We start from the raw sequence: 25,608 nt of genomic DNA, 5'->3' as shown, positions 1-25,608 counted from the left end.
AAATTTAGTAGGTTCCTTCTTCTCCTTGAGAAGTTAAAATTCTCGGACCTTCTTTGGTGATCGCCAAACTATGTTCATATTGGCAGCTTAAGCCGCCATCTAATGTATAGGCGGTCCAGCCATTAGGATCCATTTTCATTTTCCACGTCCCTGTATTGATCATAGGTTCGATGGTAATAACCATTCCTTCTTTTAAACGTAACCCTTTGCCGGCTTCTCCGTAGTGAGGGATCATCGGACTTTCATGGATCGTTGGGCCAATGCCGTGTCCTACGAAATCACGCACAACCCCGTACCCTTCTTTTTCCGCATAGGTTTGAATGGCATGACCGATGTCACCGATTCGGTTACCCACTTGCGCTTGTTCGATTCCTAGATACAATGCTTTTTTGGTTACTTCCATTAATCGATCAATCTCAGGCGTCGAGTTCCCTACGACATAACTCCAACAAGAATCAGAAATGGCGCCTTTTAAATCAATACACATGTCGACTTTGATTAGATCGCCGTCTTTCAATGGTTTTTTTCGAGGAAATCCGTGACAAATCTCATCATTGATACTGCAGCAAGTGGCATATTTGTAATCTTCAAAACCAATTTGGGCAGCGATGCCGCCGTGGCTTTCAATATAATCTCTGACAAACACTTCGATATCCCAACTCGTGATACCTGGTTTGATGAAACTGCGTAATTGTTTGTGGACATCTGCTAACAGCGCGCCGGATTCGGCCATGCGGTCAATTTCTCTGGCAGATTTTAATGTAATCATGTTCTCGTCTCCCTTAATTAAATTCCTCTTATTTTACCATAGAAATCCCTTATTTTACAAAATTCACAGACATTGTAAAGAGTTTTTCAAGTTTTGTTTTCAAACTTTCGTGCATTTGCTATAATCTGTAAGAGAGTTTTCCTTGAGAATAGGAATGAGATTGGAGGAAAAAGCCCATGGCTTTAGCAAAAATCGTCTATGCAAGCATGACGGGGAATACGGAAGAAATTGCGGATATCGTTTCTGAAGCCCTTGAAAATCTTGACATGGAAGTAGAAATGAATGAGTGTACCCAAGTGGATGCAGATGACTTTGAAGATGCCGATATCTGTATCGTCGCAACGTATACATATGGAGACGGGGAGCTACCGGATGAGATCGTCGATTTTTATGAAGATTTGCAAGAACTTGATTTAAGCGGCAAAATATTTGGAGTCTGCGGCTCCGGTGATACTTTTTATGATGACTTTTGTAAATCGGTTGACGACTTTGAAGCCGCCTTTAGCAAAACTGGTGCGACAAAAGGAGCTGACAGCGTCAAAGTTGACTTGGCTGCAGAAGAAGACGATATTCAAAACTTAGAAGCCTTTGCCAAAAAACTAGCAGAAGCATTCGCTGAATAAAACAAGAAAACCTCTGACAAAATCAATTGATTCTGTCAGAGGTTTATTGTTTGCTTAATGATAACTGATATCGATGGGTGTTTCTCTTGCTAAAATATTATCGGTGGTTTCCGTCATCAGCTTAGCAATCTGATCTTCTGTCGGATGAATGATTCCCGAAGACATCAATGCCGCTAAGCCGGTAGCGACGATCCAGACACCGGTGTGCAAAGATTGTAATTTTACATCAGATAGATCTTGATATTTTGGTTCTTTTTTCACTGATTTCACAAAAAGGTCAAATGAAAACTGTTGCATGGAATCCCCACCACCATGCTCTTCTAAATATAGCGCTCGGTATAATCGTTTTTCTTTATTTGCAAAGCCAATATAATTTAGCGTTAAGTCAACGATGACATCTCCCCGTCTTTCAACTGGAAAAACTTCTGTCGCTAAGTAGTCGTAAATCTGATTGATCAATGCATTTTTTAAGTCATCCATATTTTTAAATTCTAAGTAGATCGGTTGCGTTGAACATTTCATCTTCGCTGCGATATTGCGTGCGGTAAAACGTGTAAATCCTTCGGTTGCGACAACTTCATAGGCAGCTTTTAAAATCTGGTCTCTAGTAATAGTTTTCTTTCTTGCCATAATTTTTTAATCTCCTTAATTCTGCTATACATCGCTTTCAGAAATACCTTTTACTTATTGTATCATGTTTTTTTAAGTTTGCAAAAAAACTTTTAAATTTATTGCCCTTAGTGTTTCCAGTTTTTCAATTTGAAGACCACTGTTTTTTTGCTCACTTTTTCGTTTGTTTTCAAAAATACTTAGTGCTATCATGAAGACAGTTATAAATTTAGAATAAATGGAGGAATTTTAATGGTTTTACCAAACTTTAATCAGAACCTTGAAAAATATGCCCAACTGATCACTGAAGTTGGCGTAAATGTCCAAAAAGGGCACACGATCGTCATCCAAATCGCCGTGGACCAAGCACCTTTAGCTCGCCTATTAACGAAAAAAGCGTATGAATTAGGTGCAGACGAAGTAATCGTCCAATGGACCGACGATGAGATCCAAAAAGAATTTCTTACTCATGCGGCCGAAGATCGTTTGTCTACGATTCCTCAGCACAAAATTGATCAAACGGAAGACTGGGTTGAAAAAGGTGCCAGCCGTATCAGTGTCGTTTCCGCGAATCCAGATGCGTTAGCGGGCGTCGACTCAGACCGAGTGGCAACCTTCCAAGCAGCTTCTGGTAAAGCGATGATGAAATTGCGTCAAGCAACACAAGCCAACAAAGTCAGCTGGACTGTGGTTGCGGCGGCTGGTCAAGATTGGGCCCAAAAAGTATTCCCTGATGCTTCCCCTGAAGAAGCACAAGACAAGCTTTGGGATCAAATTTTCAAAACGACGCGTATCTATGAAGAAGATCCTGTCGCAGCTTGGAAAAAACACGATGAAACCTTGCAAGTTAAAGCCGAAGAATTAAACAAAGAACAATTCAGTGCTCTGCACTATACGGCACCTGGTACCGATTTGATCATCGGTTTGCCTAAAAACCACTTGTGGGAAGGTGCTGGCAGTTACAATACCCGCAATGAAAAATTCATGGCGAACATGCCAACAGAAGAAGTCTTTACTGCCCCAGATAATCGTCGCATCGATGGCTATATTTCAAGTACGAAACCATTGAGCTACGCAGGCACCATCATCTCTGGGATGAAGTTCACCTTCAAAGACGGCAAAGTCGTGGACTTTTCTGCGGAACAGGGCGAAGAAGTGTTAGGCAAACTGCTAGCAATCGATGAAGGAGCAAAATCTTTAGGTGAAGTCGCATTAGTTCCTGATCCTTCCCCTATCTCACAATCCGGCATCATCTTCTTCAATACGTTGTTCGATGAAAATGCCTCAAACCACTTGGCTTTAGGATCCGCTTATGCCTTCAGCTTGCAAGGCGGCACTGAGATGAGTGAAGAAGAACTGGCAGCTGCTGGTTTGAACCGCAGCCAAACCCACGTAGATTTCATGGTTGGCTCTGACCAAATGTCCATCGATGGCATCAGAGAAGATGGCACCACGATTCCTGTCTTTCGCAATGGTGACTGGGCTTAATAAAAAAAGGCTGAGGTGGAGTTGCTCCCCTCGGCCTTCTTTTACATAGAATATTGGAAACCGGCGGGTTTTTTCGTAGTAATCAGCCGGCTTTTTTGATAAAATCTACTTTGATAGTCTTTGATAAGAGAGGATGGATCCGATGACACCAAATCGTGAAGATTATTTAAAGCTCATCTTGGAGCTTGGTGGTGACCAAAAGAAAATCAATAACAAACAAATCGTGTCAGGTCTGGACGTCTCAGCAGCTTCAGTAAGTGAAATGATTTCAAAATTATTAAAAGAAGGCTTAGTGGAACATTCACCTTATCAAGGGGTACAGTTGACTGAAACTGGTTTAGCTTCTGCAAGTGCTCTGATCCGCAAGCATCGTTTATGGGAAGTCTTTCTTGTGGAGCACCTGCATTACTCATGGAATGAAGTTCATGATGACGCAGAAGTTTTAGAACACGTCACCTCGGAAACACTGGCGAGCCGCTTAGAAGCCTACCTTGATCATCCTCGGTATTGCCCACATGGCGGAATGATCCCCGAACAAGGAGAACTCATTCACGAAGGCGAAAAAAACACCATGAGTTCCTACCCGGTAGGAACCAAGATTCGTATCGCCCGTGTCCTTGATGAACGAGAACTGCTGGATTACCTTGTTTCGATCCAATTGAATATTCATGAAGAATACGAGATCATCGATGCGGCAGCATACGAGGGTCCGATTACGATCAAAAATGACACAAAAGAAATTGCTGTCAGCTACAAAGCCGCCAGCACGATTTTTGTTGATAAACTGTAAGGAGTGAAGATGATGGAAAAAAAGGTCCTTTTTACGATTTTTGGCGGTACGGGCGACCTTGCCCAACGCAAACTATACCCTTCTTTGTTTCGGTTGTACAAAAAAGGCGATTTGAAAGAAGATTTTGCAGTCATCGGTACTGCTCGCCGTCCTTGGTCGGATGAACACTATCGTGAAGTAGTAATAGGTACGATCAAAGAATTGAGCGACTCACAAGAGCAAGCAGAGACATTCGCTTCTCATTTCTACTACCAATCACATGATGTAACAGATACGAGTCATTATGATTCATTAAAGGATTTGGCGGAAACCTTAGATCAGAAATACCATTTAGAAGGCAATCAGATTTTTTACTTAGCAATGTCCCCTAATTTCTTTGGGACGATCGTTTCTCACTTGAAATCCCAAGGAATGCTGGATACTGACGGCTACCATCGAGTGATCATCGAAAAACCATTTGGAAGCGACTACGACTCAGCAAAAGAATTGAATGAAGAGATCAATCAAGTCTTTACAGAGCAAGAAATCTACCGGATCGATCATTATTTAGGAAAAGAAATGATCCAAAACATTTCTGCGATTCGTTTTGCCAATAACATTTTTGAGTCGATGTGGAACAATCGGTACATTGACAATGTTCAGATCAATATCGCAGAAAACTTAGGTGTTGAAGAACGCGGTGGGTATTATGATAAGAGCGGCGCCTTGAAAGATATGGTCCAAAACCATATTCTGCAGATCCTTTCCTTATTAGCCATGGAACCGCCAGTGGCTTTTTCTGAAAAAGAATTACGGACGGAAAAAATCAAAGCCTTAAATGCGATCCGTATTTACTCCGAAGAAGAAGTGAAACAACACTTCGTTCGTGGTCAATACGCCAAAGGACAATTAGAAGATAAGGAATTTGCTGGCTACCGAGAAGAAGCCAATGTTGATGAAGAATCGGCAACTGAAACCTTCGTTGCTGGAAAATTCTTGATCGACAACTTCCGCTGGTCCGGCGTACCTTTCTATGTACGAACCGGGAAACGCTTGACGGAAAAAGGCACTCGCATCAACATTGTCTTTAAACAAGTCCCTGTCAATGTCTTTAAGCAAGACCTGAATGAACAAAAGCAAAACGAGAGTTTGGCACCGAATGTGCTGACAATCTACATTCAACCGACAGAAGGCTTCTCTCTTTCCTTGAATGGAAAAGAAATTGGCCAAGGGTTTGAGACATTGCCAGTGAAGCTAGATTATCGGAATAGTACTGAAATCGTCGAAAACACCCCTGAAGCCTACGAAAAATTGATTTTAGATGCTTTGAATGGGGATGGCACTAACTTTACCCATTGGGATGAAGTTGCCCAATCTTGGCGCATCGTTGATGTGATCCGTCACGCTTGGGACCAAGAAACACCTGATTTTCCAAACTATGCCGCAGGAACGATGGGACCCCAAGCTGCGTATGATCTCTTAGCTGCCGATGGTTTTGAATGGATCTGGCGCCCCGATGAATGGTATCGTGAGCGAGATTTACTAAATGAAAAATAAGCAAATGGTCAATTGGATGAGGAAAAAACATCCAATTGGCCGTTTTTCTTTTTTACCAACTGTTTATAATAGAAAGAAATGAGAAACGAAAGGAGCAGCAGACATGAAACAAGTCTTATCGATCGCCGGTCTCGACAGTTTGGCAGGTGGCGGCATGACGGCTGATTTGAAAACATTTGAGGAATTCGGGGTGTTTGGCCATGCCCTATTAACATGTGTGGTCGCCATCAATGATAATCTTTTGTTCCATGACCTCCCGGAATTTGTGGTTCAAGCACAATTGGATTCCGTGCGCTCGGTCATTTCCTTGGATGCAATCAAAATCGGGCTGCTTCATCAAACGGCCATCATTGAATTGCTGCGGGATTTTTTACAAACATTTACCGGACCGATCGTGCTCGATCCAGTTCTTGCCTTTAAAGAAGGAGATACTGCCTTTAACCATTTCTATCAAGCAGGATTGATCTCATTGTTTCCTTACACAGCATTAGTAACACCTAATCTACTCGAAGCTCAGCACCTCTCTGGTCAAACCATTACGACGTTGGCGGAAATGAAAACCGCGGCGAAAAAAATCCATGCATTGGGTGCCCCAAATGTCCTGATCAAAGGTGGCAGTCGACTAACTGGAGAAAAAGCCTACGACCTTTTATACCACTCTGGGCAATATACTGTTTTCGAAGCAGAAAAAAGTACCCGAACGACTACCAACGGTGCTGGGTGTACCCTTTCATCGGCGATTGCCGCTTTACTTGCCAAAGGCACTTCATTGGAAACAGCTGTTCAAACTGCAAAAGCATTTGTTTGGGCAGGGATCGAAGACGGTCTGCCTTTAGGAACCTCTGGCAACGTCAATCAGCTCGCCTATTTTAAAAAGGAGGAACACCTATGAAAGTAAGAAACCTAACCATGATCGCTATGCTGACGGCACTTACCTGTGCACTTTCTTTGACCTTTATCATTCCTGTTCCACAAACGAAGGGCTTTGTGACCTTATGTGAAGCAGGGATCTATATCTCGGCCCTTTTGTTCGGACCTAGCGCCGGGGCCTTCGTAGGCGGAATGAGCGGTGGCATCATTGATTTTCTATCAGGCTATCCTGAATGGGCCCTCTTTTCCATTGTGATCCATGGTGTGCAAGGCTGGATCGTGGGTAGAATGAACCATCGACCACTAGCAGCCGTTATTGTTGGCAGCTTGATCATGATTGCCGGCTATGCAGCAGCAACAGTTTTACTATTCGGTTTAGGGGCAGGGATCGCCTCAGTTCCAAGTAATTTAATCCAAACGGTCTTTGGCAGCATCGTTGCTTTACCGCTGACCCATGCCTTACGCCGCACGAAAAAGTTTTCTTTAAATGAAAGGTGATTCTCATGACAGATATCAATCAATTAAAAACGGATTTAACTACGATCGTTGAAGAAGTCATTACGACAGCGAACGTTGATGAAAATGATCTTTTTGTTCTCGGCTGTTCAACAAGTGAAGTGGTTGGTGGCTTGATTGGCAAAAATTCCAGTCAAGAAGTAGGCATGGTTATCGTTGAAACACTACGAGCGATCTTGCGTCCCAAAAATATTCATTTAGCCGTTCAAGGCTGTGAACATCTCAATCGGGCTTTAGCCGTTGAGCGTGAAACGGCTCGACTATATCAATTAGAAGAAGTCGCAGTAGTTCCCCAGCTGCATGCAGGCGGTGCTTGCTCAGTTGCGGCTTTCCAGTTGTTCGATGAGCCTATCGAAGTGGAGCACATTGTGGCCAAAGCGGGTATCGATATCGGCGACACAGCGATCGGTATGCATGTCAAACATGTTCAAATCCCGATCCGTCCCTCTATCAAGACCCTTGGCGCTGCCCATGTCACAGCTCTGGGATCACGGCCCAAATATATCGGTGGTCCTCGTGCTCATTACGCATAATAAGCGAATCGTATAATGAGCGAAAAACCATCTTCAAAAGGAAAAAGCATGCTTCGGCGTGCTTTTTTTGTGTCAACGTTCCTGCTATTGCCTCTCCTTTCCTTCCTTAAAAGTGCTCTCCTTTCACTATTTTCTCCGCTCCATCTTATGGCAGCTTTTTCTACTTCAAATTCTGTTTCCTTTCTTGCGTAAAAAGAGCGGCAGTTGTCGCCTTCCTTTTGTCATAAATTCGTCACAATTTCATCACAAAAAGAAAAGAAAGATACCAGTAAGCCCGTAAATTTCTTTTTTCTTTCCTTGATAGACTGAATGTAGCAAGAATCGAAAAGTGGAAGGAAGAAAAATATGAAAAAAATCGCCATTATTTTTGGAGGCAATTCACCGGAGTACGCCGTTTCTTTAGCCTCAGCAACTAGCGCAATCGAAGCACTCCAATCATCTCCCGATGACTATGACCTCTCTTTGATCGGGATCGCCCCAGATGCTATGGATTGGTATTTGTATACAGGAGAACTGGAAAACATCCGACAAGACACGTGGCTGTTGGATACGAAACATAAACAGAAAATCCAGCCGCTTTTTGAAGGAAACGGCTTTTGGCTAAGTGAAGAGCAGCAAACGTTGGTACCTGATGTTTTATTTCCCATTATGCATGGCAAATACGGGGAAGATGGCAGTATCCAAGGATTGTTTGAATTGATGAAGCTGCCTTATGTAGGCTGCGGGGTGGCAGCCTCTGCCTTATGTATGAACAAATGGCTGCTGCATCAAGCTGCAGCAGCCATTGGCGTACAAAGTGCTCCTACGATTCTCTTGACAAATCAAGACAACCAGCAAAGACAAATCGAAGCCTTTATCCAGACCCATGGCTTTCCGGTTTTCTTTAAGCCTAATGAAGCTGGCTCCTCAAAAGGGATCACAAAAGTGACTTGTGTCGAAGAAATTGCTCCTGCCTTGAAGGAAGCCTTCGCTTATTGTTCCGCAGTGCTCTTACAAAAAAATATAGCTGGCGTTGAGATTGGTTGCGGTATCTTGGGCAACGACTCTTTGACTGTCGGTGCTTGTGACGCTATTTCATTAGTAGAAGGCTTTTTCGATTTTGAAGAAAAGTACCAGTTGATTAGCGCCAAGATCACCGTTCCTGCACCATTGCCTGAAACGATTGAAACCAAGGTCAAAGAACAAGCTCAGCTGCTCTATCACAGTCTTGGTCTTAAAGGACTTGCTCGCATCGACTTTTTTGTCACGGATCAAGGAGAACTATACTTGAATGAAATCAATACTATGCCGGGCTTTACGAGTCACTCCCGCTATCCTGCCATGATGGCAGCAATCGGCTTATCCTATCAAGAACTACTACAAAAACTGCTTGTCTTAGCAAAGGAGGAAGGCAAATGAATCCCTATCTACAGTTAGTTAGCAAAGAGTTTCCATTAGAAAAAAACCAAGAGCCGCCCCACCTCGTCCTTGCTGCTTTTAGTGAAGAAGAAGTTTACTTGCAGCCTGAAGCAGCCAAACAATGGGAACGCCTCGTCAAAGCCTTAAAACTTGAAAACGAGATCTGCTTATTAGACGGCTATCGAACCGAAAAGCAGCAACGGCATTTATGGGAATATTCCTTAAAAGAAAATGGATTAGCCTATACGAAACAATTTGTGGCGTTGCCCGGCTGCAGCGAGCATCAGTTAGGCTTAGCGATCGATGTTGGTTTAAAAGCCCAGCAAGGTGATTTGATCTGCCCACGGTTTCGTGACAGCGCAGCGGCGGATTTATTTACACAGGAAATGATGAACTACGGATTTATTTTACGCTATCCCGCAGACAAACAGGAGACTACAGGGATTGGCTATGAACCATGGCATTTTCGTTATGTCGGTCTGCCTCATAGTCAAATCATCGCCAGTCAACAGTGGACATTGGAAGAATACTATCAATATCTTGAACAAACCGCGAGGCAGTTCGCATGAAGAAGAATCAAGGAATTGAGCAGTTTCGGGTGATTTTAGCGATGATGGTGGTCGCGATCCACTGTCTGCCCCTTCATCGATTGTGGCCCAATGGTGATATCCTGATCACATTGACTCTTTTCAGAATCGCCGTCCCCTTCTTTTTTATGATCAGCGGGTATTATGTGTTCAGTGATTTAGCCACCCAAAACAGCTATCCTGCCAGACAACGTATTTGGTTATTTATCAAAAAACAGCTGCAAGTCTATCTCATTGCCACACTGCTCTTTTTGCCGCTTGCTTGGTACAGCGGCATACTAGGATTGAACATGCCACTAGACACTTTTATTCAAACTTTGCTAGTCAACGGCATTCTTTACCATCTTTGGTATTTTCCTGCGATCATTACCGGCGGTCTACTAGTGATGGGCCTCTTGACACGTCTTTCTTTCAAGCAGGTGTTTTTCATTGCTGTCGGTTTGTATGTGGTTGGTTTAGGTGGGGACAGTTGGTCTGGCCTGGCTGCACAAACACCCATCACGCCACTCTATTCACTGATTTTCCAACTATTGGATGGAACTCGCAACGGCATTTTTTTTGCTCCCTTATTTTTGATCTTAGGGGTACTAGCCAGAAGATTTGCCAAAAAACCTGCTTCTCCCCATCGCTATAGTTATCTGATGATTAGTCTTATTTGCTTGCTTTTGGAAAGTTATCTCTTGCATCACTTTACTACACCTAAACATGACAGCATGTATGTCTTTTTGCCCTTCGTTCTCTTGTTTTTATTTCCGATCATTCAGCAATGGCAAGCACCCATGATCTGGAAACAAGCGGGTCGTCTGTCCCTTTGGCTCTATTTGCTCCATCCTTATACCATTGCAGTAACCCATTTTCTTAGTCAAAAGCTACCCTTGCTGCAAAACAATCTGATCAATTTCTTGGTGGTCTTAGGACTGACCATTGGGGTGGTGCATGGTCTCTTTGCTTTGCAAAAGCTGTTGCCGTTTCCGAAAAAAACGCCGCTCCACTTGCAGCGGGCAGCCAAAGAATTCTCAGCCCCCGCCCTGTTGCACAACTTGCAGGAAATCAAGCGATTGATCCCCGCAAAAACAAAAGTGATGGCGGTGGTTAAAGCAGATGCCTATGGTTGCGATGCACAATTGGTCGCTCGTACCTTGGAAAGAGTAGGCGTCGATTTTTTTGCTGTTGCCACCATAGAAGAAGCCATCGAATTACGGCGAGCTGGCATCAAAAGTCGCTTACTGATTTTAGGGTACACTTCTGCCCAACGTGCCAAAGAGCTGAAACATTATTCCTTGATTCCAACCATCGTTAGTGAGGCCCATGGGCATGCTTTAGCCCAAACAAGCATTCCGATCGAATGCCATTTAGCGGTAGATACCGGCATGCATCGTCTAGGCGTTGCCCCTGACCTTGAAACAGTTAGAAGGCTTTATGCCTTGCCATCCCTCAAGATCACAGGCATTTTTTCCCATCTAGGCTCTTCAGATCAGCTAGATACGGCAAGTATCTTACGGACACAAGCCCAAATCATTTGTTTTGATGATCTATTGGCTGGCTTATCCGCTAGAAATATCGCCTATGGTCTGACGCATCTGCAAAGCAGTTACGGAATATTGAATTATCCAGAGAAACAGTATGATTATGTGCGCCCGGGTATTCTTTTAACTGGTTCCCTGAGTGTCCCGAATGAACCAACAAAACAGAAGATAAACGTACAGCCGATTCTGACCCTAAAAGCCTTACTAGTGGACAAAAAAACAGTCGCCGCTGGTGAAGCGATCGGCTATGGACTAGCCACTGTTTTTGATCGACCTACCACGATTGGGATCGTTAGTATCGGCTACTGTGACGGAGTCCCCCGTGCCCTATCAAATCAAGGATTCCAATTGTCTTATCAAGGGGTTTTACTCCCGCAGGTTGGGTTGATTTGTATGGATATGCTCTTGATCGATTTAACGGACTATCCAGAACTGGCGGTCGAAAGTTGGTTAGAAGTAATCAACGATTGGACGAATACAGCTGATCAAGCACAAACCATTCCCAATGAATTGATCAGTCGACTAGGTTCCCGCGTCCCTTCAATGTCAAAGTAGAAAACGAATGCATTCGCTTACCGATTACGGTATGATGTGGGTAGAGTAAATGGTAGTTTAAATGAAAAAAGATCGTAGATAGTTGGAGTGAATCAAGGATGGCAGAAAAAATAATTGTTGTTGATGATGAAAAAGAAATCGCCGAGTTAGTCACGACGTTTCTAAGGAATGAAGGCTTTCAAGTGGAACCTTTTTATGATGGAACGAGTGCTTTGGCTTATCTCGAAAAAGAAACAGTCGATGTGGCAGTTTTAGATGTGATGCTGCCGGATATCGACGGCTTTCAGCTGTTACAGACCATTCGCAAAACCCACTTTTTTCCAGTACTGATGCTCACTGCCAAAGGAGAAGATCTGGATAAAATTACCGGTCTAAGTCTAGGTGCAGATGATTATGTGACTAAACCCTTCAATCCATTAGAAGTTGTTGCTCGGGTCAAAACGCAACTACGGCGATACCAACGATACAATCAGTCAGCTGTTCCGCAGAAGATTGAAGAATACGAAAAGGAAGGCTTACTGTTGAAAATCAACAGTCACCAATGTTATCTTTATGGCAAAGAGGTTTTCTTGACCCCCATCGAATTTAAAATCCTGCTTTACTTATTTGAACACCAAGGATCGGTCGTTGCCTCAGAAACTCTTTTTGAAGCAGTCTGGAAAGAAAAATATTTAGATAACAATAACACAGTGATGGCACATATTGCCCGTCTGCGGGAAAAGCTAAACGAACAACCCCGCAAACCGAAATTAATCAAAACTGTATGGGGGGTCGGCTATATCATTGAAAAATAGAAGTCCATTGATCCGGAAACTTTTGACTCAATACTTTATCACCACAGGTGTTTTAATGCTCCTTTTGATTCTGATCCCTTTAACTGTTCGCTTTGTAGCAGGATTGAGGGTTTGGTACGGCTATGAGCCCATTTATCAAATATTACGGCTTTTTGCTGATTATTGGCTCGTCTGTCTAGCGATCGGTGCCTTGCTGATTTGGGTGAGCACAACGATTTATTATATGAGTAAAGCCATCAGCTATTTGAATGAAACGATTCAAGCCACGAATCAATTGATTGCTGAACCTACGAAGCGAATCGTTCTTTCCAGCAATCTGATCGACGTGCAAGAAGAAATGAACCAGTTGCGGGAAAAAAACCTACAGGATCAACGAGCTGCCAAAGAAGCAGAGCAGCGGAAAAATGATTTGATCGTCTATCTCGCACATGATTTACGCACACCTTTGACCAGTGTGATCGGCTATTTGACACTTCTAGAAGAAGAACCGCAGCTTTCTTCCGAACTACGCGCACGCTATACCAAGATCGCCTTGCAAAAAGCCCAGCGGCTAGAATTATTGATCAGCGAATTTTTTGAAATCACTCGTTTTAATCTTACAACGATCGCCTTACAGACCGAAACCACGGATCTTAGCTTGATGCTAGAACAGTTGACGTTCGAATTTTTACCGCTGCTAGAAGTAAAGAACCTTCATTGGCAACTGCAGCTACAGAAAAAAGTCTATGCGACTGTCGATACAGAGAAGATGGAACGCGTCTTTGATAACTTGATTCGCAATGCCATCAATTATAGTTATGCCGATTCCCCCTTGCATTTAGCCATCAGTGCCTCTGATGATATCCTGATTCGTTTGACCAATCATGGAAAAACGATCCCTGCTGAAAAGATTGGCTTGATTTTTGAGCCTTTTTACCGAATGGACGCTTCCCGAGCAACGGCGACGGGTGGGACCGGTCTGGGGCTGCCGATCGCCAAAGAAATCGTTGAGGCATTAGGTGGAAAAATCTGGGCGGAAAGCCGTGACGAAACCATCGTCTTTTCGATTCGTTTACCAAAGGCAGCAATGGAAAAAAATGAACAGCGATCAAAGCCCCATCCATCTGAACCAACTGCTTAACAGGCAAACAACCTGAGCATTTCGCTGTTCCCCTTCTAATTCAGAAGGAGGAAGAGCTGCTCAGGTTGTTTTTTATTGATTGCTTATTGATACACCAATGATCGTAACGCTTGATCGACTTTTTCTGCCGCTAAGCGTCCTTCACGAATCCCCCAGATGACTAAACTCGGTCCTCTTTTAGCATCTCCTGCGACTAACACTCGTTCATTGTTCGTCGTGTAATCATCGTACACTTCTCGCACACCAAAGGCATCGAAGAGTTGGGTCTCTGCACCAACAAAGCCCATTGCCAACAAAACCAAATCCGCCTTGATCACTTGCTCTGTACCAGGGATCGGCTGAAACTGTTGATCCACTGAGACCGTTTCAATAGCAATCAACTGGCCACGTTCGGCGCCGATAAAGGCCGTTGTGGACACCCCATGATACGTCACTTGTGTTTGCAGCACTTCAGCCGCTTCTTCTTGCCCATAGCCTGTGCGGGCTGTCATTGGGTATTCAGGCCAAGGATTGCTGTCGGTACGTGTCAATGGAAGTTGGGGCGTGATCTCCAACTGACGCACAGAAGCGGCTCCTTGACGAATCGCTGAACCAATACAGTCATTTCCAGTGTCGCCACCGCCAATTACGATAACATGCTTGCCAGCAAGTTTTTTACTGGTTGCCGCTTTGCCATGCTTTAAGACATCTTTGGTTGCTTCCGTCAGGTAATCGACTGCAAATTGCACCCCAGTCAATTCACGACCTGGAATCTTCAAGTCACGAGGAACACTAGCTCCTGTTGCCAAAATGACCCGATCATACTGAGCGGACAATTCCTCTGCTGACAAGTCACGACCGATCTCCGTATTAGCGACAAAGGTCACGCCTAGCTCTGCCATTAGATCAATACGTCGCTGCACGACATCTTTGTCTAATTTCATGTTTGGGATACCATACATTAGCAAACCGCCAAAGCGATCGCTGCGTTCATAGACCGTCACTTGATGTCCTAGTTGATTCAAGCGCCAAGCAGCGGATAAACCAGCCGGTCCACTACCAACGATCGCCACCTTGAAACCAGTCGCTTCTTGAGGCAACCCGGAAGCTTTGACCCAATCGTTTTCAAAAGCAGTATCGATAATAAAACGTTCATTGTCATGGATCGTGACACCTGAGCCATTCAGTGCCTCGGTACAGCCTTTTTCACATGGAGCAGGACAGACACGCCCTGTCATTTCTGGTAGTGGATTGGTTTTGGCTAAACGCTCAAAGGCGGCTTGGAAACGTCCTTGATAAACCAGATCATTCCATTCAGGAATCAGGTTGTCATTGGGACAACCTGAAACTGCCCGTTGACCGCCGTAAAAAGAACCCGTATGACAAAATGGGATCCCGCAATTCATACAGCGTGCCGCTTGCTCTTGACGCTCATTTTCAGGCAATGGCGTCTGTAATTCTTGCCAGTCTTCGATACGTTCTGAAACCGGTCGGGTAGGATTTTCTATTCTTGGATACTTTAAAAAACCAAATGGATCTGCCATATTAGTCACGCTCCTTTCCTGGAATAGTCAATTGTGGACCGACAACAGCTTCGAAGGCTTTCGTCACAAGTTCCTCCCCGATAAATCCTTGCTCAGCCAAAGTCTCCGTTGCTTGGATCATCTGATGGTACTCTGTCGGATAGACTTTGATGAAATGGTGCTGCTGATTTTCCCAATCTTCTAAAATCTCCGCCGCCTTCAATGAATCTGTATAGGCAAAATGCTGCTGGATCATCTCCTTCAGCTGATGGTCATCGCCACTTTCGCCAATCCGGTACAAATCAACCATTTCCCGATTGCATTTATCAGCAAAGGTTTGATCGGGATCATAGACGTACGCCACGCCACCGGACATTCCGGCACCAAAGTTGCGACCGGTTTTTCCTAAAATCACCACGACGCCGCCAGTCATGTACTCACAGCCATGGTCACCAACGCCTTCGACAACGACTTTGGCTCCACTGTTACGGACACAAAAGCGTTCGCCAGCAATGCCGCGGAAATAGCCTTCACCACGATTCGCTCCGAAACAAGCAACGTTACCGACAATCGGTGAATGCTCTGCATCGTAAGCAGCATCTTCAGGCGGCACAATGATCAAACGGGCACCACTCAATCCTTTGGCTACATAATCGTTGGCCTCGCCAATCAGTTTCAACTGGATGCCTTGGGTGGCAAACGCCCCAAAACTTTGACCAGCAATGCCGCGGTACGTAAACTGCAACAAACCTGGTGTTACTTCGTAATTGCCAAAGCGTTCTGCGATCCACCCCCCTAAACGAGCGCCGACTGAACGTTGAACATTATTGATCGTATGATTCATAACGATTTCTTGATTATTGTCGATGGCTTCTTGGGCAAAAGCGTCTAATTCTGGCCATTGTCGTTTCTCAAGGAATGGGTCCGTCACCTTGCGTTCGATCGGGATCGTCGTTCCAATCATTTTCGAAAAGTCTAATGACTTTGCTTTGCCTTTGGCAACGAAGCGTGGTGTCAACACTTCCGCGTGTCCTACCATCTCATCAATCGTGCGAAACCCTAGCTCGGCCATTGTTTCCCGTAAATCTTCTGCTAAAAAGTACATCGTATTGATGATGTGCTCAGGTTTCCCTGCGAAAAATTTGCGCAACGCTGGATTTTGCGTAGCAATGCCGACAGGACATGTATTGATACTGCAAACTCGCATCATGACACAACCAATCGCAACTAGCGCTAAAGAGGCAAAGCTATATTCTTCTGCTCCTAAAAGAGCAGCAATGGCGATGTCCCGACCCGTCATTAATTTTCCATCTGTCTCTAAGGTCATTCGCTGCCGCAAATGATTCATAGCTAACGTTTGATGGGCTTCTGCAAGCCCCATCTCCCAAGGCAAGCCAGCATCACGAATCGAATTTCTCGGAGAAGCACCGGTCCCACCGTCATAGCCTGAGATCACGACTACGTCTGCGCCGGCTTTGACGACACCGGTAGCGATCGTACCCACACCTGTACTAGAAACCAATTTGACATTGATGCGGGCATACGGGTTGATTGCTTTTAAGTCATAGATCAGCTGGGCTAGATCTTCAATCGAATAAATGTCGTGATGTGGTGGCGGCGAAATCAGTCGGACACCAGGTGTTGAGCCACGAATCTCCGCTACCCATGGGAAGACTTTGTTGCCTGGCAATTGACCACCTTCACCAGGTTTTGCCCCTTGGGCCATTTTGATTTGGAGTTCGTCCGCACTCATTAAATATTCGGCATTGACACCAAAACGGCCAGAAGCAACTTGTTTGATACGACTGTTATAGTTAATGCCCTTCACTGGTTTGAAACGATTCCGATTTTCTCCACCTTCTCCACTGTTGGATTTTGCACCAATCGCATTCATCCCTTCAGCAATACAGCGATGCGCCTCTTCACTTAGAGAGCCGTAAGACATCGCACCGACTTTAAACCGTTTGACGATCGTTTCAACAGGTTCCACCTCAGCTAAAGGAATACTGCGTCTCGTGTTCCCAAAGGTCCACATAGAACGGAGGGTCGTTGGATTCTCTAACGCGTCTTGGTTCATCTCCGCCGCATATTCTTTATAAAGCGCATAGCTGCCGGTACGAACAGCTTTTTGAAATCCATAGATTGTTTTTGGATTGAACAGATGATGTTCCCCGTCAGCTTTGTATTGGAAACTACCACCCGAATCAAGATAATCCACGCGTTTCTCGCCATACGCCGCTTCATAACGCGTTAAGTATTCTTGCTCGATTTGCGCTAATGAAAGTCCACCGATACGAGTAACCGTGCCGGTAAAGTATTCGGAGATAACTTTCTCAGAGATACCAACAGCTTCAAACAATTGCGCCCCATGGTAACCGGCAATCGTTGAAATCCCCATTCGTGACATGATTTTGACAATGCCCTTTTCACATGCCTTACGGTAACTTTCGATCTTCTCTGAAAGCTCAAAATGTGCCAATGTCTGGTAAGCCCCATAAGGGTGGACCCCACTTACTCCGTAGCCGACTAACATGGCATAATGATGGACCTCACAGACTTCCGCAGTATCCGCAACGATTGATGCCAAGGAACGTTTGCCTTTTCGCACCAAGTAATTGTGCAGACCTGATACCGCCAAAAGGATCGGAATCGCCACTTTTCCTTCTTGCGCTTGGATGACTTCCCGATCACTTAAAATGACGATCGTTGCCCCAGAATCGATTTTTTGCTCCGTCTCTTTAAAAAGCGCTTCTAACGCTTGTTGCAAAGCTGCCCCGTTTTCTGGTACATAATCATAAAGAATCGACTGTAAAGCCGCTTTTTGACCATTTTGATCTAACTGTTTGATTTTTTCATATTCACTCGTTTTTAACACCGGACTAGCAATCTTCAGCTTATTACAATTGATTCGAATGTCCTTTGAAACATCCCCATCTCGACCTAAAAACAGCTCGGTACCGATCACCAATTTTTCGCGAATCGCATCGATTGGCGGATTGGTCACTTGGGCGAATTGTTGCTTGAAGTACGTAAACAAGGATTGGGGACGTTCGCTCAAAATAGCTAAGGGTGAATCAAACCCCATGGAGATCACTGGTTCTTCTCCCGTTTGAGCCATTGGTAAAATCAACGTGCGAATGATCTCATCCGTGTAACCATTTCGTTTCCAAAGGGTCTGGATCGCATCATCTGCTGTTTCCTCCTGCTTCTCAGTCTCAGGAAGCAGCTCTGGTGTCAATAAGTGATCCGCTAGCCACTCCTGGTAAGGATGGGCATTCGCATAATGCGCTTTGATTTCTTGATTGCGTAAGATCACCCCTTTTTTGGTATCCACCAAAAACATATTTGCTGGTCCAAGCACCCCTTTTTCAATCACTTCCGATGCTGGAAGATCCACAACGCCTGACTCAGAGGCCACGACCACAAAACCAGTTTTCGTGATCGAGTAGCGAGATGGCCGTAACCCATTTCGATCGAGTGCAGCCCCTACCAAATCCCCATCTGTAAAACATAAAGCTGCCGGTCCATCCCAAGGAGCCATAAAGCTTGCGTTGTACTCATTAAAAGCCGTCAGCTCCGGTGACAATCCAGCTTCTTTGGACCACGCTTCTGGCACCATCATCAACAGTGCTTGAGGAATATCTCGCCCTTGACGGTACAAATATTCCATACAATTTTCTAGTTTCGCCGAATCAGAATTTTCATCATCATAGACTTCGATTTGATGTCCATGCATCCAATTTTCTGCCCCGCGTAACGTGTTGATTTCGCCATTATGGGCTAAGAAACGAAAAGGTTGCGCCCGACTCCAGCTTGGAAAGGTATTCGTTGAAAAACGAGAATGGGTCAAAGCAATACTCGAAGTCATTTCTGCACTTTGAAGATCTTTGAAAAATAAGCCAACTTGATAGGCATGCAGCATTCCTTTATAAACAACTGTCTTACTGGACAAGCTGCAGATAGACAACTCATCAGTATGATACGTTTTTTCCAGTTTACGTCGTAGCCGGTAAAGCTGATCTTCAAAGAGACGTCCAGCAGCTACATCGACAGGTTTTTCAATAAAGACTTGCACAAATGAGGGCATGACTTTTTGCGCCCCCGGTCCACACTGATAATAATCATAAGGCACATCCCGTTGCCATAAAACGGTAAAACCCATTTGTTGAATATCTTTGACTACTTCTTCTTGGACCTGTGCTGCTCGGAGCTTTTCTTTCGGTAAAAAAAACATCCCAACAGCATAGGCGCCTTTTTCAGGCAATGAGATTTCGGCCTCTTTTGCTCGCTGTTGAAAAAATGGGTCAGGCATCGCCATCAAAATTCCAGCTCCGTCACCTGTGTCAGGTTCAGCGCCAGTTCCCCCTCGGTGGTTCATCCGTTCTAACATTGTTAAGGCATTTTGCACAAGTTCTCGGGAATAGCGACCATCTTTTTGTGCAATAAACCCCATCCCACAAGCATCTTTTTCAAAAGCGGCATCGTACATCGTTTGGTTCGTTTTCCTCATCATCTCTAAATCACTCATGGAATCACACTTTCTTTCAATATTCTGAATATTCCGATTTTTAACAGTTTACAACCTGTTTTTCTATCTGGCAAGTTTTTTTTACTTGATCCGAGCTCGTTGGTTTCTTCTGTTGACAGTGAAATACTCTATCTCGAACAAACAATTGCCTACAGACCTTAAGGAAGAAACTTCGTCTAGTAAGGTTTTTTTATTATACAATAAACTGTCGAAAAATTATTGCAAACAAATGAGAATCGTTATCAATTGCCACCTATTTTCTCATATTCATGTCAGAAACGTGCGTTTTTCTCCCATTCTCAAGGAATAAGAATGAGCAAGCGCAAAAAAAGATGACCCGCAATGGGGTCATCTTTTTTCGTTCTTTTATTTTTCAAAGCCTTCTGCAACTGCTTCGGGATAGTTTTCTTTGACGATGGTTGCACAATGCCCACAAAGTGTTGGCAGTTGCTCTTCTACACCAACATCTACCCGGACTTGGCGACAACGTTCACATACTTCCCCTTCGGCTTTTTCAACTAAGATCGCCACATCCTCAAATTGATATGCCGCTTCAGGAGCTGCTTCACCGACTTCTTTGATCGTTAAGAAGTCTGGTGAAATGATCAGCAGTTGTGCAATATCTGAATCGATAGCTTTTAGCAATGCCGCAACTGGCTCAGTTGGATAAACAGTGACTTTCGCTTCAAAGGACTTTCCGATCAATTTTGCATTACGCGCTTCTTCTAATGCTTTTAAGACATTGTCACGGAAATCAAGGAAGGCCCGCCAAAGATCGAGCAGTTCTTCTTGGTTAGCAAATGTATCATAGCCAGGGAACTCCGCTAACTGTACGTATTCCTCTTCTTCTTTCAAGTGTGACCAGATTTCTTCTGCGGTATGCGGAATGATCGGTGTCAATAATTTCGTCAATGCAACCGCTGTTTGATAAAAGACAGTTTGCATAGCACGGCGTTGGAAATCATTTTCAGCTTCGATATAAACGACATCTTTTGCAAAATCCAAATAGAAGGAAGACATATCGACTGTCAAGAAGTTGATGACTGTCCGGTAAATATGCAAGAAGTTATATTTTTCATAGCCATCTTCCCGAATCGTTTTGATCGTTTGATTCAAACGAACCATCATGTATTTATCGACAGAACGCAAGTTTTCAAAAGGTACGCTGTCTTTTGCTGGATCAAAATCACTCGTGTTCGCTAATAAGAAACGCATGGTATTGCGAATCTTCCGATAGACTTCTGACACTTGATTCAAGATATCCATAGACACTCGGACATCCGCTTCGTAGTCAACACTGCTGACCCAAAGACGCAAAATATCCGCACCCATTTGATTGATCACTTTTTCTGGTGCAATGGTATTACCAAGAGATTTACTCATCTTGCGACCTTCGCCATCTAAGGTGAAGCCTTGAGACAAGACGGCTTTATATGGTGCGACTTCATTGATCGCAACACTAGTCGTGATACTTGAGTTGAACCACCCACGATATTGGTCAGAACCTTCCAAGTACATGTCAGCTGGGAACGTCAATTCTGGACGTTGACGTAACACGGCTTCGTGAGAAGAACCTGAATCAAACCAAACATCCATGATGTCAGTCTCTTTCGAGAATTTGCCATTTGGTGAGCCCGGATGCGTGAAGCCAGCTGGCAGTAATTCTTCTGCTTCTTTTTCAAACCAAATCGTTGAACCATGTTCAGCAAACAAGTTTGCCACATGCTCGATCGTTTCAGGCGTAATGATGGCTTCGCCGTTTTCTGCATAAAAGATTGGCAACGGAACGCCCCACGCACGTTGACGAGAGATCACCCAGTCGCCGCGGTCGCGAATCATATTGTATAAACGAGTTTTGCCCCATGGAATGATCCAATCTACTTTTTCGATTTCATCCAAAATATTTTGACGGAACTTATCAATAGACGCAAACCATTGTGGTGTTGCCCGATAGATGACTGGTTTTTTCGTCCGCCAATCATGTGGATAGCTGTGAGTAAAGAAGTTTAGTTTTAGTAGGGCTCCTTTTTCTTCTAAAAGCTCAGTGATCATTGGATTGGCTTTGTCATAAAAGACCCCTTCAAATCCTGGTGCTTCTTCTGTGAAGACCCCACGGCTATCGACTGGTGATAAGACATCTAGACCATATTTTTTGCTGACGATGTAGTCATCTTCCCCGTGTCCTGGTGCAGTGTGGACCAAACCAGTACCGGCATCCAATGTCACATGGTCCCCTAACATCAATAGAGACGTACGATCATAAAAAGGATGTTTTGCCGTCATTTTTTCCAATTGATCGCCAGCCAATTCTTGTAATACTTCGACAGATTCCCAACCGATCTCATTCGTCACGGTTTCTAATAAATCTTTTGCCACGACGAATTTGCGGCCATCGGCCAAGATTTGAACATAGGCAAAGGTTGGATTCACAGAGATTCCTAGATTCGCTGGTAAGGTCCATGGCGTCGTCGTCCAGATAACAAAAGATGTATCTGAATCAAGCAAATCTTTGCCATCTGCTACTGGGAAAGCCACATAGATCGATGGTGATTTCACATCTTTGTATTCGATCTCAGCTTCTGCTAATGATGATTCACTAGATGGTGACCAGTAAATTGGTTTCAATCCTTTGTAGATGTAGCCTTTTTCTGCCATTTTTCCGAACACGCGGATTTCTGCTGCTTCATAGTCTGGTGTCAATGTGATATATGGATGATCCCAGTCACCAGAAACGCCTAAACGTTTGAAATCAGCTCTTTGTGTATCCACTTGTGTCAAAGCATATTCTTCACATTTTTTGCGATATTCTGCCAAGCTCATTTCTTTGCGCTTGATCCCTTTATTGGTCAGTACTTGTTCGATCGGCAAACCATGAGTATCCCAACCAGGTACATAAGGGGAACGGAAACCTGACATCGATTTGGAACGTACGATGATGTCTTTACTGATTTTGTTCAATGAGTGTCCAATATGGATGTTTCCATTTGCGTAGGGAGGGCCATCGTGTAAGACAAAGGTTGGCTTGCCTTCATTTAATTCTTGACGACGTTGATACAATTGATTTTCTTCCCATTCTTTTTGCCAATCCACTTCGCGGTTCGGCAAGTTGCCTCGCATTGGAAAAGCGGTTTTTCCAAGATGCAGTGTTTCTTTCATTTTCATTCTTGTTTCGCTCCTTTTCGTCTCTCAACGTTTTGGTATAGTTTCAAAATCCATCGACTCGATCAACCGATTGCTTCTATTGAACCTGTCAAATGGATTGGTTGCCATAAACTCAATGCATTTAGGATTCACTGATTGTTAACAGTTGATCAGCGTGATTCCTAATTTGGTTACTACGCTCCCTATGGTCGCCTAGTACTGTTCATCATCTATTCTGTCTTGCTTCGCAAGCCAATCATAGTGATTCTTAGTACGGTTACTACGCTCCCGGCGGTCGCCTAGTACTGTTCATCATCTATTCTGTCTTGCTTCGCAAGCCAATCATAGTGATTCCTAGTATGGTTACTACGCTCCCGGCGGTCGCCTAGTACTGTTCATCATCTGCTCTGTCTTCCTTCGCAAGCCAATCATAGTGATTCCTAGTATGGTTACTACGCTCCCTATGGTCGCCTAGTACTGTTCATCATCTATTCTGTCTTGCTTCGCAAGCCAATCATAGTGATTCTTAGTACGGTTACTACGCTCCCGGCGGTCGCCTAGTACTGTTCATCATCTGCTCTGTTCCGCTTTGCGGACCAATCGCAGTGATTCACAGCAAAAAACACGTCCGTCCCTGGTAAGGGACGAACGTGTTCGTGGTACCACCCAAATTTTATTGTCGGTTGACAATTCTTTGATGATCGGTAACGGGATCAGGCGTCGTTCTCTACTCGAGTCTTTGAAAAGTCAGCTCTTTCAAGAACGCAACTCACAGATGATCTGATTTCTTACAGGGTTTTATTTGGCTTCCACTCTCCCAAACTCGCTTGAAAAATATAAGAAATTTTTCTGTTCTGTGTCTTAGTTGTTATCTGTCTTGTTCAATTCGTCTAATAAGTTTCTCGCATCATCTAATGTTTTCACTTCAGGGCTTTCACTTACATCAACGATTTTTTCATCTGATTCAACAATGTCCACATCAAATGTTTCCACTGCTTCTGAGTTTACTCCAGAACCATTTTCACTGTCAAGTTCTTTTGACAAAACTTCTCTGATCACTTGGTGGGAATCTTGTACATAGCTTGAAAATGGCGCCAAAATTTCTTCCCACTCAGGACTCTTCACTTGTTCTAATTGCGTTTGCAACATAACTAATAAGTTGTTATGGAAGACTCTGGTTTTCTTCTTCAAGTCATTTGTTTCTGTCGCCAATTGACGGGCATTGTCGGTTGCATCCGTCAAAATCTCTTTGGCTTTTTCTTCCGCTGAGGTCATCAAGGCATGCGCATGTTTTTCTGCAGTAGCAACCATTTCATCCGCACGGTTTTGAGCAGAAGTAACGATTACTTCTGATTCTTTGCTTGCGCTTGTTTTTACTTTATCCGCCGTATCTTGAGCCACGATAATGGATTGATTCAAGGCATCTTTCAATTCATTGAAATATTCAAGTTTTTCTTCTGCGTGTTTCAACGATTTTTCTAACTCACGATTGCGTTGAACGGCTTCTTCATAATCACGAACGATCATATCCAAGAAGTCATCGACTTCATCTTGGTTGTAGCCTCTCATTTTTACTGAAAAGTTTTTATTTTGAATGTCTAATGGAGTTAATGCCATATTCTATACACCTCTTTGATTTATTTACGTAATACACCTAATAACAATCTAACTTTTTCTTTTTTCGTGGTTCCTTCTAACCCCTGTATTTGAATCCGACCAAATCCTCTTACCGAAATGATATCCAGTAAATCCAGAACAAAATCTGGTCGTAATGCTTCTGTCCAGTTTACTTTTACTTTTCCTGATTCGATCAACTGTTTCGAACGCTGGCGTGAGATGTTGTATACGGCAGAGATCACTGTATCAAGACGCAATGAGCTAACCGTTTCTCTTTCCTCGGTCCAGCCATCTTTAGGCACGATCAAATCGGTATATTTTGTTTCTTCCAATCGAACGGATACGTTGCCGATTTTATCCACTTGGAGTTGAATAAAATGACTGACTTCAGTGGCAACGAATACTTGCCATATTTCACCATCGGAAAGAATGTCTCCAAAGTATTCCCTCTTGACTCCAGTCCCCATTAATGTGCCTAAAACTTTTCCATGACTCAACACCGTAAATTTTTTCGGGTATTGAATCGTAAATAAAGTCATGTCAAACTCATCGGTGGTGGGCTCATAGTAATCGGGATAAATCAAACAACGTCGTCTCTCAGCAGCTTCATATCCACCAAAAAAGCGGAAACTTAAATCCGTTGATTGACGAATCAAGCTTTCTAAGATATACGCTTGTCTCGGATCTAAAAAATCAGTCAAGTAAGGCGCATACTGCATTTGCACTTGTTCGATCCATCCTTGAGCGGAATCAATAAAAGGGCGTTCATCGTTTCGAAAATGTTGATAGACATTTGCGTTCACCGATAACCACCCCTTACGTTAAAATAAAATTGATTGTAAGATCAATATCAATGCTTGTGATGCTAGCTGTAAGACAATAATTGCAAATGCAATCGTAAAATCGATACCAGCAAAACTTAATTTCAATCGATCAAATAAACTCAAATACGGTTCACACACTTTTGCTAAGAAACGGCCAAAAGCGGACTGATACCCTCCTGGAAACCAAGACAAAAGTGCATAGATCACTAATAAAATGGTATACAGATAAACAGCATCACTCAGTAATTTAACGAATCTCAAGAATAAAATTGGCGTTCCTCC

The 25,608-nt window shown here is 43.8% G+C and carries 20 protein-coding genes; 12 read left to right on the top strand and 8 right to left on the bottom strand.

Annotated features, from left to right (window positions below):
- Positions 1–4 precede the first annotated feature (4 nt).
- Positions 5–769, bottom strand: a complete 765-nt coding sequence (gene map, locus IGI94_RS04580) for a type I methionyl aminopeptidase (protein WP_005228863.1) — start codon at positions 767–769, stop codon at positions 5–7.
- A gap of 176 nt (positions 770–945) precedes the next feature.
- Here map and IGI94_RS04575 point away from each other — a divergent pair, with 176 nt between their 5' ends.
- Positions 946–1,392: a flavodoxin gene (locus IGI94_RS04575; RefSeq protein WP_005237258.1), complete on the top strand. Its 447-nt coding sequence runs from the start codon at positions 946–948 to the stop codon at positions 1,390–1,392.
- A gap of 54 nt (positions 1,393–1,446) precedes the next feature.
- On the opposite strand, the gene IGI94_RS04570 is transcribed toward IGI94_RS04575, so the two are convergent.
- Positions 1,447–2,022, bottom strand: coding sequence for a TetR/AcrR family transcriptional regulator (locus tag IGI94_RS04570; protein WP_005228861.1), 576 nt, complete (start codon positions 2,020–2,022; stop codon positions 1,447–1,449).
- 231 nt (positions 2,023–2,253) lie between these two features.
- Between IGI94_RS04570 and IGI94_RS04565 the strand changes: the two genes are divergently transcribed.
- From IGI94_RS04565 to vanS, 11 genes are all read left to right on the top strand, one after another.
- A complete protein-coding gene (locus IGI94_RS04565; protein WP_005237260.1) occupies positions 2,254–3,489 on the top strand; it encodes an aminopeptidase in 1,236 nt (411 codons plus the stop codon).
- Positions 3,490–3,631: 142 nt separating this feature from the next.
- Positions 3,632–4,279 carry a metal-dependent transcriptional regulator gene (locus tag IGI94_RS04560; RefSeq protein ID WP_008377371.1) on the top strand — a complete coding sequence of 216 codons (648 nt, stop codon included), beginning with the start codon at positions 3,632–3,634 and terminating at the stop codon, positions 4,277–4,279.
- A 9-nt stretch (positions 4,280–4,288) separates the two neighbouring features.
- Positions 4,289–5,815, top strand: a complete 1,527-nt coding sequence (gene zwf / locus IGI94_RS04555; RefSeq protein WP_008377369.1) for a glucose-6-phosphate dehydrogenase — start codon at positions 4,289–4,291, stop codon at positions 5,813–5,815.
- Between the two features lie 103 nt (positions 5,816–5,918).
- Entirely contained in the window at positions 5,919–6,707 is a 789-nt protein-coding gene (gene thiD, locus IGI94_RS04550) for a bifunctional hydroxymethylpyrimidine kinase/phosphomethylpyrimidine kinase (protein WP_438899496.1), read from the top strand.
- A complete protein-coding gene (locus IGI94_RS04545; RefSeq protein ID WP_061053867.1) occupies positions 6,704–7,183 on the top strand; it encodes an ECF transporter S component in 480 nt (159 codons plus the stop codon). The genes thiD and IGI94_RS04545 overlap by 4 nt, the downstream gene beginning before the upstream one ends.
- Before the next feature lie 5 nt (positions 7,184–7,188).
- The gene (locus IGI94_RS04540) at positions 7,189–7,734 is read left to right on the top strand and encodes a TIGR01440 family protein (RefSeq protein ID WP_008377364.1); all 546 of its coding nucleotides are present in this window, start codon (positions 7,189–7,191) and stop codon (positions 7,732–7,734) included.
- 345 nt (positions 7,735–8,079) lie between these two features.
- Positions 8,080–9,132 carry a D-alanine--D-serine ligase VanC gene (gene vanC, locus IGI94_RS04535; RefSeq protein WP_194188534.1) on the top strand — a complete coding sequence of 351 codons (1,053 nt, stop codon included), beginning with the start codon at positions 8,080–8,082 and terminating at the stop codon, positions 9,130–9,132.
- Positions 9,129–9,701, top strand: coding sequence for a D,D-carboxypeptidase/D,D-dipeptidase VanXY (vanXY, locus tag IGI94_RS04530; protein WP_194188533.1), 573 nt, complete (start codon positions 9,129–9,131; stop codon positions 9,699–9,701). The genes vanC and vanXY overlap by 4 nt, the downstream gene beginning before the upstream one ends.
- Positions 9,698–11,800 (top strand): membrane-bound serine racemase VanT, encoded by a 2,103-nt coding sequence (vanT, locus tag IGI94_RS04525; RefSeq protein ID WP_194188532.1) that lies wholly within the window; start codon positions 9,698–9,700, stop codon positions 11,798–11,800. Before vanXY ends, vanT begins: the two co-directional genes overlap by 4 nt.
- A gap of 98 nt (positions 11,801–11,898) precedes the next feature.
- The gene (gene vanR-C / locus IGI94_RS04520) at positions 11,899–12,594 is read left to right on the top strand and encodes a vancomycin resistance response regulator transcription factor VanR-C (RefSeq protein WP_005237269.1); all 696 of its coding nucleotides are present in this window, start codon (positions 11,899–11,901) and stop codon (positions 12,592–12,594) included.
- The gene (vanS, locus tag IGI94_RS04515) at positions 12,584–13,714 is read left to right on the top strand and encodes a vancomycin resistance histidine kinase VanS (RefSeq protein WP_438899495.1); all 1,131 of its coding nucleotides are present in this window, start codon (positions 12,584–12,586) and stop codon (positions 13,712–13,714) included. Before vanR-C ends, vanS begins: the two co-directional genes overlap by 11 nt.
- An 83-nt stretch (positions 13,715–13,797) precedes the next feature.
- Here the strand turns inward: vanS and IGI94_RS04510 are convergent, their stop codons facing one another.
- From IGI94_RS04510 to IGI94_RS04485, 6 genes are all read right to left on the bottom strand, one after another.
- Positions 13,798–15,237: a glutamate synthase subunit beta gene (locus IGI94_RS04510; RefSeq protein ID WP_438899494.1), complete on the bottom strand. Its 1,440-nt coding sequence runs from the start codon at positions 15,235–15,237 to the stop codon at positions 13,798–13,800.
- 1 nt (position 15,238) lies between these two features.
- Positions 15,239–19,744, bottom strand: a complete 4,506-nt coding sequence (gltB, locus tag IGI94_RS04505) for a glutamate synthase large subunit (protein ID WP_438899493.1) — start codon at positions 19,742–19,744, stop codon at positions 15,239–15,241.
- A 366-nt stretch (positions 19,745–20,110) separates the two neighbouring features.
- A complete protein-coding gene (gene ileS, locus IGI94_RS04500) occupies positions 20,111–22,906 on the bottom strand; it encodes an isoleucine--tRNA ligase (RefSeq protein WP_016613827.1) in 2,796 nt (931 codons plus the stop codon).
- 840 nt (positions 22,907–23,746) lie between these two features.
- Positions 23,747–24,502: a DivIVA domain-containing protein gene (locus IGI94_RS04495; protein WP_005237274.1), complete on the bottom strand. Its 756-nt coding sequence runs from the start codon at positions 24,500–24,502 to the stop codon at positions 23,747–23,749.
- Positions 24,503–24,522: 20 nt separating this feature from the next.
- Positions 24,523–25,305, bottom strand: a complete 783-nt coding sequence (locus IGI94_RS04490; protein WP_005237275.1) for an RNA-binding protein — start codon at positions 25,303–25,305, stop codon at positions 24,523–24,525.
- Positions 25,306–25,323: 18 nt separating this feature from the next.
- The gene (locus tag IGI94_RS04485; RefSeq protein ID WP_005228822.1) at positions 25,324–25,587 is read right to left on the bottom strand and encodes a YggT family protein; all 264 of its coding nucleotides are present in this window, start codon (positions 25,585–25,587) and stop codon (positions 25,324–25,326) included.
- Positions 25,588–25,608 lie beyond the last annotated feature (21 nt).

Origin of the sequence: Enterococcus sp. AZ149 (genome assembly GCF_051714285.1) — a bacterium.
GTDB classification, from domain to species: Bacteria; Bacillota; Bacilli; order Lactobacillales; family Enterococcaceae; genus Enterococcus_D; species Enterococcus_D entomosocium.
The sequence above is the reverse complement of the archived record's forward strand: the minus strand, read 5'-3'. Positions and strand labels throughout refer to the sequence as shown.

What these genes read in the sequence shown, in the direction of transcription:
- IGI94_RS04560 (WP_008377371.1), top strand. Translation starts at nt 3,632, where the DNA reads ATGACACCAAATCGTGAAGATTATTTAAAGCTCATCTTGGAGCTTGGT.
- ileS (WP_016613827.1), bottom strand. Translation starts at nt 22,906, where the DNA reads ATGAAAATGAAAGAAACACTGCATCTTGGAAAAACCGCTTTTCCAATG.
- map (WP_005228863.1), bottom strand. Translation starts at nt 769, where the DNA reads ATGATTACATTAAAATCTGCCAGAGAAATTGACCGCATGGCCGAATCC.
- IGI94_RS04545 (WP_061053867.1), top strand. Translation starts at nt 6,704, where the DNA reads ATGAAAGTAAGAAACCTAACCATGATCGCTATGCTGACGGCACTTACC.
- IGI94_RS04540 (WP_008377364.1), top strand. Translation starts at nt 7,189, where the DNA reads ATGACAGATATCAATCAATTAAAAACGGATTTAACTACGATCGTTGAA.
- IGI94_RS04495 (WP_005237274.1), bottom strand. Translation starts at nt 24,502, where the DNA reads ATGGCATTAACTCCATTAGACATTCAAAATAAAAACTTTTCAGTAAAA.
- vanT (WP_194188532.1), top strand. Translation starts at nt 9,698, where the DNA reads ATGAAGAAGAATCAAGGAATTGAGCAGTTTCGGGTGATTTTAGCGATG.
- IGI94_RS04570 (WP_005228861.1), bottom strand. Translation starts at nt 2,022, where the DNA reads ATGGCAAGAAAGAAAACTATTACTAGAGACCAGATTTTAAAAGCTGCC.
- vanC (WP_194188534.1), top strand. Translation starts at nt 8,080, where the DNA reads ATGAAAAAAATCGCCATTATTTTTGGAGGCAATTCACCGGAGTACGCC.
- IGI94_RS04510 (WP_438899494.1), bottom strand. Translation starts at nt 15,237, where the DNA reads ATGGCAGATCCATTTGGTTTTTTAAAGTATCCAAGAATAGAAAATCCT.
- vanXY (WP_194188533.1), top strand. Translation starts at nt 9,129, where the DNA reads ATGAATCCCTATCTACAGTTAGTTAGCAAAGAGTTTCCATTAGAAAAA.
- IGI94_RS04565 (WP_005237260.1), top strand. Translation starts at nt 2,254, where the DNA reads ATGGTTTTACCAAACTTTAATCAGAACCTTGAAAAATATGCCCAACTG.
- zwf (WP_008377369.1), top strand. Translation starts at nt 4,289, where the DNA reads ATGATGGAAAAAAAGGTCCTTTTTACGATTTTTGGCGGTACGGGCGAC.
- IGI94_RS04575 (WP_005237258.1), top strand. Translation starts at nt 946, where the DNA reads ATGGCTTTAGCAAAAATCGTCTATGCAAGCATGACGGGGAATACGGAA.
- vanR-C (WP_005237269.1), top strand. Translation starts at nt 11,899, where the DNA reads ATGGCAGAAAAAATAATTGTTGTTGATGATGAAAAAGAAATCGCCGAG.
- thiD (WP_438899496.1), top strand. Translation starts at nt 5,919, where the DNA reads ATGAAACAAGTCTTATCGATCGCCGGTCTCGACAGTTTGGCAGGTGGC.
- gltB (WP_438899493.1), bottom strand. Translation starts at nt 19,744, where the DNA reads ATGAGTGATTTAGAGATGATGAGGAAAACGAACCAAACGATGTACGAT.